9 protein-coding genes are annotated in these 13,668 nt (G+C 37.3%); 1 reads left to right on the top strand and 8 read right to left on the bottom strand.

Features of this window, described 5'->3' with window-relative positions; all coding sequences use genetic code 11:
* Positions 1-259: 259 nt before the first annotated feature.
* The 4 genes from N2201_05605 to accD all read right to left on the bottom strand — a co-directional run bounded on the left by N2201_05605 (position 260) and on the right by accD (position 6,037).
* Complete coding sequence (locus tag N2201_05605) at positions 260-1,690, bottom strand: insulinase family protein (GenBank protein MCX7785685.1); 1,431 nt, start codon at positions 1,688-1,690, stop codon at positions 260-262.
* 4 nt (positions 1,691-1,694) lie between these two features.
* Positions 1,695-3,134: an insulinase family protein gene (locus N2201_05600; protein MCX7785684.1), complete on the bottom strand. Its 1,440-nt coding sequence runs from the start codon at positions 3,132-3,134 to the stop codon at positions 1,695-1,697.
* A 779-nt stretch (positions 3,135-3,913) separates the two neighbouring features.
* A complete protein-coding gene (gene ugpC / locus N2201_05595; protein ID MCX7785683.1) occupies positions 3,914-5,005 on the bottom strand; it encodes a sn-glycerol-3-phosphate ABC transporter ATP-binding protein UgpC in 1,092 nt (363 codons plus the stop codon).
* A 177-nt stretch (positions 5,006-5,182) separates the two neighbouring features.
* Positions 5,183-6,037 (bottom strand): acetyl-CoA carboxylase, carboxyltransferase subunit beta, encoded by an 855-nt coding sequence (accD, locus tag N2201_05590; GenBank protein ID MCX7785682.1) that lies wholly within the window; start codon positions 6,035-6,037, stop codon positions 5,183-5,185.
* A 422-nt stretch (positions 6,038-6,459) separates the two neighbouring features.
* On the opposite strand from accD, the gene N2201_05585 reads away from it, so the two are divergent.
* Entirely contained in the window at positions 6,460-9,177 is a 2,718-nt protein-coding gene (locus N2201_05585) for a S8 family serine peptidase (protein ID MCX7785681.1), read from the top strand.
* Positions 9,178-9,345: 168 nt separating this feature from the next.
* On the opposite strand, the gene N2201_05580 is transcribed toward N2201_05585, so the two are convergent.
* The 4 genes from N2201_05580 to N2201_05565 form a co-directional block, all read right to left on the bottom strand.
* Positions 9,346-9,927 carry a class II aldolase/adducin family protein gene (locus N2201_05580; GenBank protein ID MCX7785680.1) on the bottom strand — a complete coding sequence of 194 codons (582 nt, stop codon included), beginning with the start codon at positions 9,925-9,927 and terminating at the stop codon, positions 9,346-9,348.
* 23 nt (positions 9,928-9,950) lie between these two features.
* On the bottom strand, positions 9,951-11,198 hold the full coding sequence (serS, locus tag N2201_05575) for a serine--tRNA ligase (protein MCX7785679.1): 1,248 nt from the start codon (positions 11,196-11,198) through the stop codon (positions 9,951-9,953).
* Positions 11,199-11,351: 153 nt separating this feature from the next.
* Positions 11,352-13,154, bottom strand: a complete 1,803-nt coding sequence (locus tag N2201_05570) for a glutamate mutase L (protein MCX7785678.1) — start codon at positions 13,152-13,154, stop codon at positions 11,352-11,354.
* A 253-nt stretch (positions 13,155-13,407) separates the two neighbouring features.
* Positions 13,408-13,668 (bottom strand): hypothetical protein (locus N2201_05565; protein MCX7785677.1); only part of this gene is annotated, 261 nt, incomplete at its 5' end.

Raw genomic sequence — 13,668 nt, 5'->3', positions numbered from 1 at the left:
TTTTGGTTAACTTGTTAATATCGTTGAGCATAATCTTTTGCATATCAGGTTATAAATGTTTTGGTTAACTTGTTAATGTCATTAAGCATAATCTTTTGAATATAGAATGTTGGTAAAAAGTGCCATGGAACTCGCTTGCGGCAATCAGTCGGCTCGGAGAAAATACAGCAAAACAAGAGCAAAGTTCAGTAAATCTAATATATTAATCGTAAAACCTGACTTTTTCCGAACTCTCTAACTATTATTAAACTTGTCTACTTTATTCCAGCCATTCAAGTTCTGGAACTTGTAGAGAGTCTTTCGTAACATTAGTAACAATTACTAATAAATAATTATTGGGATATAAATATTTTTGGGCTAAATTGTTAATATCGTTAAGCGTAATCTTTTGAATATAACTATTAAACTTATCCAGATAGTCAAGGCCTTTATGATATAATTCTAAATTCATTAACAGGTCAATTTTTTCACTGGTGGCGTCAAAATTAAACGGAAAATTACCAATGTAGAAAGTTTTAGCGTCCTTCAATTCTTTTGGCTTTGCACCCTCGTGATGCATCTTCTTAAGTTCGCGAAGGATAATGTTGATTGCTTTATTCGGGTCAGAGGTTTGGGTAGTAATGGCAAATAGTCCGCCAAAGAGCCTGCGGTCAAAAAACGAACGAATATCATATGCTAAGCCTTCGTCTTCTCTTATTGCCCGTCCTAATCGAGAAGTTAACGGTGAACCGCCTAAGATAAAATTCATTACTCTTATCCGTAAGGAAAGGGGAGAATAATTTTCATCCTGCGTAATTTCGCTAATTCCCGGAAAGCCTAGAAAGATATAAGATTGATTAAGATTAGGTTGATGGATAAGATAACCTTTGGGTCGCTCACAATATGGACCTGATACAAAATTGGGGATTTGAATGTTGGGTCTCCCTTTTCGCATATTGACAAATTTATTTTCAATTTTTTGTAAGAGTTCGTTTTTATCAAAATCACCGACCACAACTAAAAACCCGTTATCGATTGTGTAGAACTGGTTATAAAAATCGGCGACATCTTTAATCGTTAATTTTGCCACGCTTTGTGTATCACCTGTTATCGGATGACGGTACGGATGGTTTTGGAATATCAGTTCTGAGAATTTTTTCCAGCCTTGATTATAAGGATAATCGTCGCTCTGTTTAATATCGCCAATCACTTGTTGCTTAATGCGCGCAAGTTCTTTTTCCGAGAACTCAGGATTGATTAACATATCTGCCAGAATATCCAAAACTAAATCAAAGTCTTTTTTCAAACATCTGAGTTGTAAGGCACTATAATCATAGGATGTCCAATCAGACAATACCGCACCGATAAACTCTACTTCGGCATTCAATTTTAATGCGGAACGTCTTTTTGTTCCCCGGGTTAGCATCTTATTAGTTAAATTCGCTAAACCTTCTTTGCCTAAGGGGTCATAAGCACTGCCAGACTTATTTACCCATCGTATCTCAATCAACGGCAATCGGTTAGTGGAATAAGTTAAAACCACTAAACCACAATCGAGTGAATCTCGAGAAATTGGTAAAGCGTTTGCGTAAAATACCAAGAGACTAAAAACAATGGCAGTAAATAGAATTGTAAATTTTGTGCTTCTCATCTTGTCATAAACATAACCTAATGCCTTTAGATAACGAGTTTTCAATTCTATGTTTTTCATCTTATCACTCCTCAGGCAAAAGGGTTACAACAGTTCGGTTTTTAGACAAGAAGTATTTATCAATCACGCGACGGATATCGTCTTTGGTTACTGCTTCAATGCGCTTTGGGTATTCTATCATATCACTTAAATTACCGGTGGTTATTGCTTGACGGCCAATACGCATGCCCATTCCACGGCTCCGGTCTTTAGCATAAACTTCGCTGGCAATCACATTATTCTTTACTCGTGCCATCTCTTCATCGGTAATGGAATCTTTATCGGTTGATTTTAATTTCATTAATTCTTGATAGATTATATTTTCTACGGAGTCGACTAAAATAGGGCTTATTGGCATTGCGTAGAAGTTAAAAGTGCCAGCATCCCGTTCAAGGTCATTCCAGGCAAAAACCCTTAAAGCATACTGTTTCTCGTAGACAAGTTTTTTATATAAACGTGAACTTTTGCCACTCGATAATAAGCCTTCTAATACTTCTAAGGCGTAATAATCTGGTGAAGAAACATCGCAAGTATGAAAACCGATTAATATTGCTGGAACCGAAACTTTACGATAGATAACTTTTCTTTTTTCGCCAAGTTGTGCTGGTTCGTGAAAGACCGGATGCTTTACGGGCTTAGATTTAATTTTACCGAAATAGCGATTGACTTTTTTTAAGGCTTCGTTGGGCTGGACCGCGCCGGCGATAACACAAACCGCATTAGACGGTTGATAATATGTTCGGTAATGCTGGATTAAGTCCTGAAGTTCAATTCTTTTAATGTCTTCCATCCAGCCAATAACCGGATTACGGTAAGGATGAAGTTTATAGATAAGTGCATCAAATTCTTCCCAGAGCACATCATAGGGTTCATTTTCGCCTAAGCGTCTCTCTTCCATTACAACCGCTTTTTCCGATTGAAATTTACTTTCAGAAATAACTAAATTCTTCATCCGCTCGGCACCCAATTTGAGTGCGGTTTCATAATAATCCTTTGCCAAATCTACCCAATAACAGACATATAAGCTGGAAGTAAATGCGTTGTCTTCACCGCCTAAGGCGTCAATAATTGCTGAGATTTCGCGTGGTTTATAGTTTTTCGTCCCATCCATATGTTCTAATAGATGGGAAACGCCGGATTTGTATGGTGGGTCATAAATTGCACCAACATTAAACCATAATTGAGTTGAAACTGTCGGCGTCGAACTATCAACATAAATAATGACCCGCAGTCCATTATCAAGATAGGTCTCAAAAATCGGATATTCTGGATAGGGTTGGTTAAGTTTTGGTAGCGCATATCGCGGAATCAATAATAATAAACTTACAATTACAATATTAAGTTTTGGTAGCGCATATCGCGGAATCAATGATAATAAACTTACGATTACAATATTAAGTTTTGGTAGCGCATATCGCGGAATCAATGATAATAAACTTACAATTACAATATTTCTTCTCTTCATAGCGCCTTCTTTCTAAAATAAAATTTTACTATGAAAAACAAATTAGGTCAATGCTGTAATCTTCGTGGTCTTCATGTAAATAATCCTTGATTATTAGCCAAGGGTTATTATATTCTTTCTTACTGAGATGTAAGATATATTTGTTTTATAGGTGTGTTCTCCTTTTCTTGTTATTAAAATAATTGTTATTTATCATAGGAGGAAACACCTTTATATTTAACATATCAGGTCTAAATTTACACAAAATTCATACACTATCTCTTTATAATACCACCTCTGTTATTGGAAAAACCAAACATACGGAAAAATGGAAAAGACCAGATTAAAGATAAAAATAGACAGGGCTTGTTTAAAAGAAAAACGGAATCGTCCAGATTAAAAGAAAAACAGATAAATCTGCATTAAAAAGACAGAACTCGAGAGGCACTAACTGAAAAGCAAAAGATAACGATAGTAAAATCACAGATAGTAAATTAAACAAAAATTTAATTTATATTCTCTTATGACATTGAAGACATTTAAAAATCTCAAGAAAACATTTCCTGTAACTTATTCTGAACATAGTCAAAAGTTTCAAATATGAAGCAACATCAAAGAAGAGAAGGTCGAAAGATTTAAACAAACCCTACCAAAATACATTTTAATTTTAATATTTAATTTTAACCCCTACTTCCTAAGGTTAATCGTAATATTCTTAGAATTTCCAATGGTTTAGTATTATATTGAGACAATTGTTAGTAAGGTATTTGTAATGTCTCATTGTAATAAAATGTTGCTATTTATATTCTAATTTCCGTAGTCTTGTCAAAAAGATGGATTTTATCGGTATCAATATAGAAAGTTATCATTTCTCCAATTTGACCCCAGAATTGACTATGGAATCTTGCCGTAATTAGATGTTGTTTAATCTTGAAATAGACAATCGTTTCGCTTCCCATAGGCTCGATAACTTGCAATTCACCAATAAGTGATGGCAGATTTCTGCCTTCCGGATTCTTAAAGTAAATATCTTCTGGTCGTATGCCCAAAATGACCTCATTATTAGTGAGATGTTGGAGCCGGGAACGATATTTTTCCGGGAGATTAATGCTGAAGACTGAACTCTCAAACTTAATTTCGTGATTTGCTTTAATCATTCCGTCGATGAAATTTATTGGCGGACTGCCGATAAAGCCGGCAACAAATTTATTAACCGGTTCATTGTATAAAGTGATTGCTTTGTCTACTTGGAGAAGTTTACCTTGTCGCATTACACCGATGCGTTGGCCTAAGGTCATTGCTTCTACTTGGTCGTGAGTAACATAGAGCGTAGTGGTTTTTAATCTTTGGTGTAATTGGGATAATTCGGCCCGCATTTGAACGCGTAGTTTGGCGTCGATATTAGAGAGGGGTTCATCAAAAAGGAATACTGCAGGGTTGCGAACAATTGCTCGGCCTACTGCAACTCGTTGCCGTTCACCCCCGGATAAGGCTTTAGGTTTTCGATTAAGCAGATGTTCAATATTTAAGATTTTAGCCGCTTCGGTGACTCTTCGGTGAATTTCTGATTTCGGAGTTTTCCTTAATTTTAACCCGAACGCCATATTGTCAAACGCAGTCATATGCGGATAGAGCGCATAATTTTGGAACACCATAGCGACATTGCGGTCTTTAGGTGCGATATCATTGACAACTCTATCGCCAATATAAACCTTACCTTGAGTTGGTTCTTCTAAACCGGCAATGATTCTTAAAACTGTTGATTTGCCACAGCCCGAAGGACCAACTAAGACAAAGAACTCTCCGTCTTTGATTTCTAAGGACAGATTGTCTATCGCAATAATTTTATTATCAAATATTTTGGAGATGTTTTCTAAGAAAATTCGGCTCATCGTCTTATATTATATAAATATCAAAACAATTTAGAAATAATTCCAAAAATGATTGGAGTATTGATTATAGATATAATGGAGATAATCAAAAAACAATAAAGAACAAATTTTCCAAAGCCATCTGCCATTCCTTGCTACAATAATTGTTAGTGTCACGAGAATCCCTCTTTAAGAATGCTAATCATTTTGTGACATTTCTTGCTTTGGGGATAGGATGTCAAGGATTTTCGATAAGGTTGCGCGTAGGTCTTTTCGGCTCACGACAATGTCAACAAATCCGTGTTTTAGTAAAAACTCCGCGGTTTGGAATCCTTCGGGTAATTTTTCACCGATAGTGCCTTCAATTACTCTTGCGCCAGCAAATCCTAATAATGCTTTAGGTTCAGCAATAATAATATCGCCCAAAGAGGCATAAGATGCCATCACACCAGCCATAGTGGGATTGGTAACAATTGAAATAAAAGGGATGTGTGCCTCGGATAAAAGGGCTAATTCCGCAGCAGTTTTTGCCATCTGCATTAAAGAGAAGATACCTTCGTGCATTCGGGCACCGCCTGAAGTTGCAATAATCACCAAAGGGATTCGGTCTGAGCGTGCTTTTCTAATTGCTCGGGCAACTTTTTCGCCAACGACCGAGCCCATACTTCCACCAATAAAATTAAAATCCATTAATCCTATAATTAAAGGTATATTATTTACCTTTCCTCGGCCATAAACAAACCCTTCATTAAAACCGGTTTTTTTCTGGGCTTCGGCTACTTTTTCTGGATATTTGGGAAATTTTAATGGGTCTTCAGGTAAAAGATTGGCGTCAAATTCTTCAAAAGTATTTGGGTCTAATAAAATCTCAATGTATTTTTTGATACTAATCCGAAAATGAAAACCGCATTTGGAACAGATATAATAGTTTTTTTCTAAACTCTTGCGGTATAAAATCTCATTACACCCTTCACATCGAAGCCAAAGACCATTGGGCACTTCCATTCGCTTTGAGTCTTTTGCACTCTCTGATTCGCTATTAGGTATTGGCATAATCAAAGTATAAAAGTAAAAACTATTTTGTCAACCCTATACAGACGATAGTGATAGTCAAAACCAGAATACAATTGACAATCCCGAAAAATTCAATTTGCTATTGAATACCCCAAACTCTCTGAATCTCAATTACTGAAATCGGACTCTTATTTTGCTTCTTTGGGGCAGTGTTCAGAATATGCAAATCGATGATTGGAAAATGAACCTGAACTGGCAAAAAATTCAGAATGTTAAGAGATTTCAGCCAATACCATTTTTTCTTTCTGTTTAATCGAAACCTGCATAGGTGGAAGCATTCTATGGCAAAAATTTATGTAGTCAGCAGTCTCATAACTGATTTCTTGACACATTATCTATTGCAATTTATAATTTATGGTATCATTTTATGATGTTATTTAATTTTATTTTTGGAGGACTTAATGTTAAATAAAATTATTTTTGTCTTTTTAGCAATTATTAGTCTGGTTTTTGCTAATCAAAGGGAAAATCTCATAGCACACAGCATAGGTGAGATAGATGGAAACAAATATTTATTGGGTACGATGATTGTAAAGTTCAAACCGGAATATCGGAATAAAATTGGCACGGATGTTTTTGACGGTATTGCGAAAACTAACATTCCTCAAATTGACCGATTAAACCAAAAATGGCAAGTAAATAAAGTAGAGAAAATTATTCCTGACCCTAATCCCAGTGAACTTGCCAAACAATACGGTATGGACTTATTCTATCGCTTTAATTTTCCTGAAACTAAAGATATAAGGCAGATCATAAAAGACTATGAGAAGACCGGTGTTATTCAATATGCTGAACCTGATTATATTTTTCAAGTTGACCGTGTGCCTAATGACCCTTATTATAACTCACAATGGCACTTAATAAAGTGTCAATGTGCTTTGGCTTGGGATGGTATTTTAGGCGATTCTACTGTGACTGTAATGATTATTGATTGTGGTGTTGATTATAATCACGATGATTTGAAATATGTCTATTCGATTAATACGCCGGAAGATGTTAATGGTAATCGACGTTTTGACCCTTATCCCGCATCTCAAGGCGGTGACTTTGATGGTATTGACCAAGATGGCAACTTGTACACGGATGATGTCATTGGCTGGGACTGGATTGGAAACGACCCAAACCCTTATCCTAATGCCGGAGATGACCACGGAACCAACTGCGCTGGCATTCCGATTGCTCATACTAATAATAATCTCGGCATTGCCAGTTATAGTTGGGGTTGTCGTTATGTTGATGCCCGTTGTGGCTATGGTGGCTATATTTACAATTATCTACCGGCACTTTATTATGCTGTAACCCGACAAGTTTGGGCAGTAAGTATGTCGTTTGGCGGTTCTGCTTATCAACAAGCATATCAGGATGCAATCAATTATGCCTGGGCAGGAGGTTGTGTATTGATGGCTTCAGCCGGAAATTGTGAAACTCATCCACCAGGTGTTTTACGCTATCCTGCCTGCTATCAGAATGTTATTTGTGTGGCGGCAACTGACCAAAATGATTATCTTTCTGATTGGCCAGGACCGGGTCAATCAAATTATGGTCCGTTTGTTGATGTTTGTGCCCCAGGAACAGCAGTTTTAACTACTGACCCTAATAATGGCTACGGTGCTTGGGATGGCACATCAATGTCCACTCCTTGTGTCGCTGGCTTGGCCGTGCTCTTAAAATCAATGTATCCAAGAATGACTAATGCCGAATGCACTTTGAGAATCTTCCAATCTTGTGACCCAATGCCTGACCCCCAATACGCTCAAGGAAATTGTGGCTATGGACGCATCAATGTGACAAAAGCAATCTATCAACCAATTCGATGTAATCTCAAGACATCAGCATTACGGATAAATGATGGTAATAATAACTATCCCCAAAATAATGAGACAGTGAGTTTAATTATAACTTTGACGAATGAACGGGGTTATCAAAATGCATCCAGTGTTACTGCAATACTTTCTACTAATGACCCGGATGTTACGATTATCAAGAACACGGCAAGTTTTCCTAATATTAGTGCTGGCGCATCACAAAATTGTTCGGCTGATTCCTTTGTATTTTCAGTTAATGCTAATGCTGTGCCCCATCAGGTTAAATTTATTGTTCAGAAAAATGCTAATCCACCTTCTTTAAGCACTTTAGATACAATTTATGTTAATATCTGTTTTCCCCGAATTCTTTTGGTTGACGACGACGAAGGTGCTAATTATGAAATATATTATAAAGAAGCCATAGATTCCTTAAAAACTTTTTATCGACTGTGGACAGTAAATTCTGCTGGCTCACCACCTTTAGAGACTCTCTCTAATTATCCAGTCACAGTTTGGTTTACTGGTTTAGATAGTTTGAATACCTTAACTACGACTGATATTACTAATCTTACGAGTTATCTTAATTCTGGAAACAAACTCTTTATATGCGGACAAAACTTAGGCCAACACATCGGTACAACGACCTTTTATAGCAACTATCTGCGCGCATCGTATATCACTAACAGCACCGGAATTATTTTTGCGGTTGGTGTGCCCAATGACCCAATTGGTGGTGTTAATGGTGATACAATTGTCTTAGGTGGTGCTGGTGGTGCTGCAAATTCTCGTTCTAATGATGGCATTAAACCGCTAAGTGGTGCTAAAGGATGCTTTTGGTATCGCGGTTATTCAGATACTACGGTTTATGGTGCAATTCATTATAGCGGAACTTATAAACTGGTATATTTTGGAATGCCCTTTGAAGCAATCGACCACTCGGCCTTAAGATATATCCAAAAATGGGATGTGATGCGTCGAATCCTAACATTTTTTGGTGAACGATTACCCGGTATTGAAGAAACAGAAGCGTCAACGCTTATTTTTACTATTAATCCCAACAACCCCTTTTCCTTATTCCCCAATCCTTTTTCGGAAAGAACGACAATTCACTTGACATTGCCTAATATCCGCAATGCCCAGTTGAACATTTACAATCTCTCTGGTGCATTAGTAAAGACACTCAAAATTGATGGCTCTAATATTAGTTGGGATGGCACAGACCAAAACGCAAGAAAGTTATTAAGTGGTATCTATTTCTGCGAACTAAAGACTCCTCAAGGTAGTTCGATTCAAAAAGCAGTTATCTTGAGATAAGATATAGAACTAATTAAGAGATATTTTGAGATAAATAAGATATAATTTCGAGATAAGATAAAAAAGAACTAATCAAGAGGTAATTTTAAGATAAAGCAGAATATAATATTAGGATTGTCTGAAGTTGCAAAGAGTTGAAAAATCTCCAATTAATTTCTTAGTCGGTGGTTATTGAATAAGGGTAACTAACAGCGTAACTTTTGCTAAAAATTCTAACCGCTCTAACCGAAATCTGGCATCAGTTAAATCTTGGCCACAGACAACCACGCCATGATTGCCTAAAATAATGACATTATGCTTAATGACGGCTTTTCTTACGGCATTTGCTAACTCAACACTTCCTGGCGGATAATAGCCAAGATATTTTATTACCCCCAGGGTTTGGGCGGTTTCAGTTAATAAGTTCACATTTAATTTTCTGCCGGTAACAGCAAAGGTTGTGGCAAGCGCTGGATGAGCATGAATAACAGCATTGACATCCGGTCTTTGCAGATAAATTGCTGAATGCATGCGATATTCTGAAGATGGTTTTAATGGGTAAATTTTATCTTCCAGATTCCAATCTTTAAGGTTCAGCTTAACTATATCATTAGTGCTCAACTCTCCTTTACAGACTCCGCTTCGGGTAATGAGCATTTCCCAATTATTAACTCGGGCACTAATATTACCGTCTGAGGCAACAATGTATTTATGCTCAAAGAGAAATTTGCCTAATGCAATAATTTTCTTTTTTGTATTCGCTGATGCCATTTTCTTTTAAGAGAAGGTATTTTCTAACCGATTTTGCTTATCCCACCCATATAGGGTCTAAGCACTTCGGGAATTATTACAGTTCCATCTTTTTGCTGGTTGTTTTCAATTAAGGCGATGAAAATTCGAGGAAATGCCAAGCCTGAGCCATTTAAGATGTGGACATACTCCAGTTCTCCTGATTTTCGACGCAAGCGAATATTGCCGCGTCGGGCTTGAAAATCAACACAATTAGATATAGAAGAAACTTCTAACCAGGCACCAACACCGCCTGCCCAGGCTTCAATATCATAAGTTTTAGCCGACTGAAATGCCATCTCTTTGGCGGATAATAACTTTACCTGATAAGGAATTTCTAATAATTGCATAAGTTCTTCGACATCTTTTCGCATTTTTTCTAACTCGTCAAAAGAATCTTCGGGTTTAGTAAATTTGACTAATTCGACTTTATCAAACTGATGGATTCTTATCATTCCTCTGACATCTTTTCCATAAGAGCCGGCTTCACGGCGAAAACAAGGTGTATAAGCTGTATAGTATTTGGGCAGTTCATCTTCTTTTAAGCACTCATTACTATGTAAATTAACTAAAGGCACTTCCGCGGTGGGAATTAAATAGAACGGGTCTTGAGTACAGCGATACATTTCATCGGCTAATTTAGGTAAAGCGCCCGTATTATAAAAACATTCTTCTAAATTTAATGCCGGCGGGTTAATTTCCTGATAACCATTTTTGGTATGGATGTCTAAACAAAAATTAATCAGAGCCCGTTCTAAGAGTGCACCTAAACCCTTAAATAATACAAATCGTGAGCCAGAAATTTTAGATGCCCGAGTAAAATCAACGATTTGGAGTGCTTCACATAAATCCCAATGGGCTAAAGGCGTAAAAGTAAATTCTGGTTTGTTGCCCCAAGAAGCGACAATTTTATCTTCATCCGGAACTGATTCGTGAATAATATTAGGCAGAAATTTGAGTTTGTTTTCTAATTCATTTTCAATTGTGCTCAGTTCTTGTTCAACGGTTTTAATCTTTTCGCTCAGTTCTTTACATTCATTCACCAGATTACTGACTTCTTTTTTCTCTTTTTTAAGTTTAGCAACTTGTTCGGAGAGTTGGCGGTGATTCATTCGCATCTGGTCGCGCACTTTGATTACATCTCGGCGCTTCTCATCTAATTGTAAAATTTCATCAATTGATATCGGTTCATCACGACGTGCAAGAATCTTTTTTGCCTGTTCGGGATTATTGCGAATAAACTTTAGGTCCATAGAAATAAAAAACTAAAAATTAAATATCCAATGAATATGCTCGGGAATATATTGTTTTTCGGTTTTTAGTTGCTTATTTTTCATTTTTAGTCTACTTGGGATAGGCGTTGAGTGCGGTTGCAGTCTTTGATTATCATTTTTTCATTTTTAATTTTACTTAGGATAGGCATTGAGTGCGGTTGCGGTCTTTTGGAGAAACTCAATTCTTTGTTTTGATTCTTGGGGTATGACAAAGGGTCTACGGCCGCGGCAGTCGATAATCACACCAACAACACCACCTTCGATTTCAGTGTCAAGTTCTTTTCCTTTACCGGCACCGACATCAAAATTCTTTTCAGGTCGAATCTGAGCCCGGGTTTTAATATTTTCTAAAGGAATTAAAAAGATATCGCCATAATTAACTGTTTTCTCTAACACTTCACCATTAGGTTTCGTTACTTTTACCGAAACACATTTTGCATTAGGTTTGCCTTCACCAACTGGTGCAATACAAGTTCCTAATTTTACTAAGCAATCTTTTTCAAAGACTTCTTTGGCGGCTTCTTGGTGCACAGTGGACAAGACACCTAAATGCGGCATCATAAAGATACTATCAACTGCTAAGCGTGTAACGCCCTCGGGTAAAAAGGCGTCAATCATCATTAATGCGGCTTGGACGCGTCGGGGAGCATGGGATAAGATACCACCTGAGCCAACAATCAGATTAAGACTCATCATATTTACTAAAGTTTCACCAGATAGCGTCTGAGCAAACGCATCAGAAATCGTTCGTTCCTGTTGAACTCCTTTGAGTCCTACGGCCATTGACTTATGTTGTTCTAAGGCTAAGCGCAAGGCTTCACGAGCAATGGCGTGTTCAATTTTTAATTCTTCTAAAGTTGATGGAATGGTTGTTGGTCGAATCATCTTATTACGAATGCGATTGCGCACATCGGCAACTGGAATTTCAAATGGTATCCAGCGCATAATATTTTCTTCACCGGCTTCAGCCAAGACATTAGAGATACTATAAGACATTCCTAAATTAGCGCTGACAGTTCGGTTAAAGATTCCAGAAAAGACTGAGAAGATATCGGTTGTTGCTCCGCCAATATCAACGCCTAAAACATCAATATGTTCGGTCTTGCCAATATTTTCAATTAAAAGACCGACAGCCCCTGGTGTTGGCATAATGGGCACATCGGTCCATTCCATTAATTTCTTATAACCGGGAGCATGTGCCATTACATGTTCCATAAATAAATCATGAATCCGATGACGGGCAGGAATCAGATTTTCTCGTTCCAGCACAGGACGGAGATTTTCCACAATGACTAAAGCACTTTTATCTTGTAGAGTTTTTATAATTAAGTCGCGGGCATCTTTATTACCGGCATAGATAACAGGCAGACTATAACCTGTGCCAAATCTGGGTCTGGGGTCAGCAGCCCGAATCAACTCAGCCAACTCCACAACATGAGAAATCGTGCCACCGTCAACTCCGCCTGAAAGCAAAATCATATCTGGACGTAAAGTTCTAATTCTTTCGATTTTTTCGTGGGGTAAGCGACCATCATTAGAAGCAATGACATCCATTACAATAGCACCAGCGCCTAAAGCCGCACGTGCGGCACTTTCGGCAGTCATAGTTAAGACCACACCCGCAACCATCATTTGTAGACCACCACCCGCAGATGAAGTGGAGATATAGATGTCAACACCTTCTTTATCATTTTTAGATGGTTTAATGATTTTTTCACCATCTAAAATGACTTTATTGGACAACTCTTCAACCTCACGAATTGAATTTAAGACCCCGCGGGTAACATCTTCAAAAGGTGCTTCGACAGTTGTCGGTGCTTCACCCCGAACTTTTAACCGATATTCACTGCCGGTCTTTTCAATTAAAATTGCTTTGGTTGTGGTGCTACCACAATCTGTGGCTAAGACGCGCTTAATATTTTCTTTAGGTATCATTTTTAGTCCTTCTATAAATAAATCTTAAAAATTTGCTTCATATATTAAGTATTAAGAACTTACCTTTCAAACCATCGGACAATTTGCGAAAACATTGATAATTTGAGGTCGTCACGATATTAACTGAGTTAGACATTTGCTTCATATATTTATTAAGAACTTGCCTTTCAAACCATTTGCCAATTTGAGAAAATATCGATAATATTGGGCAGTCGCTATATTTACTGAGTTAGTTATTTGATTCATATATTAATTACCTTTTAAACCATCGGCCAATTTGAGAAAATATTGATAATCTTTTGGTCGTCGCGCTATGGGTTGAGTCAGTGATTGGATTTTCTTTCGGATGAGATTTTTCTTTGCGGATAATAATTTTAGTCTCGGCTTCGACACGCTCAATCTCTTTGATGAGCAATTCAATATTCTCTCGGTTTTCTAATAAAGTAGCAATCTCATTATAGGGTCGAGCCGGAAAAACTGCAGAATAGATGGGTTGAAAAAAGACCATCAATTG

It is taken from the genome of candidate division WOR-3 bacterium (assembly GCA_026418155.1).
GTDB lineage: Bacteria > Hydrothermota > Tepidihabitantia > Tepidihabitantales > CAIPLT01 > JAOABV01.
The sequence above is the reverse complement of the archived record's forward strand: the minus strand, read 5'-3'. Positions and strand labels throughout refer to the sequence as shown.

Excerpts from the sequence above, each read along its gene's own strand:
- N2201_05605 (MCX7785685.1), bottom strand. The coding sequence starts at position 1,690 with ATGAAAAACATAGAATTGAAAACTCGTTATCTAAAGGCATTAGGTTAT.
- N2201_05600 (MCX7785684.1), bottom strand. The coding sequence starts at position 3,134 with ATGAAGAGAAGAAATATTGTAATTGTAAGTTTATTATCATTGATTCCG.
- ugpC (MCX7785683.1), bottom strand. The coding sequence starts at position 5,005 with ATGAGCCGAATTTTCTTAGAAAACATCTCCAAAATATTTGATAATAAA.
- accD (MCX7785682.1), bottom strand. The coding sequence starts at position 6,037 with ATGCCAATACCTAATAGCGAATCAGAGAGTGCAAAAGACTCAAAGCGA.
- N2201_05585 (MCX7785681.1), top strand. The coding sequence starts at position 6,460 with ATGTTAAATAAAATTATTTTTGTCTTTTTAGCAATTATTAGTCTGGTT.
- N2201_05580 (MCX7785680.1), bottom strand. The coding sequence starts at position 9,927 with ATGGCATCAGCGAATACAAAAAAGAAAATTATTGCATTAGGCAAATTT.
- serS (MCX7785679.1), bottom strand. The coding sequence starts at position 11,198 with ATGGACCTAAAGTTTATTCGCAATAATCCCGAACAGGCAAAAAAGATT.
- N2201_05570 (MCX7785678.1), bottom strand. The coding sequence starts at position 13,154 with ATGATACCTAAAGAAAATATTAAGCGCGTCTTAGCCACAGATTGTGGT.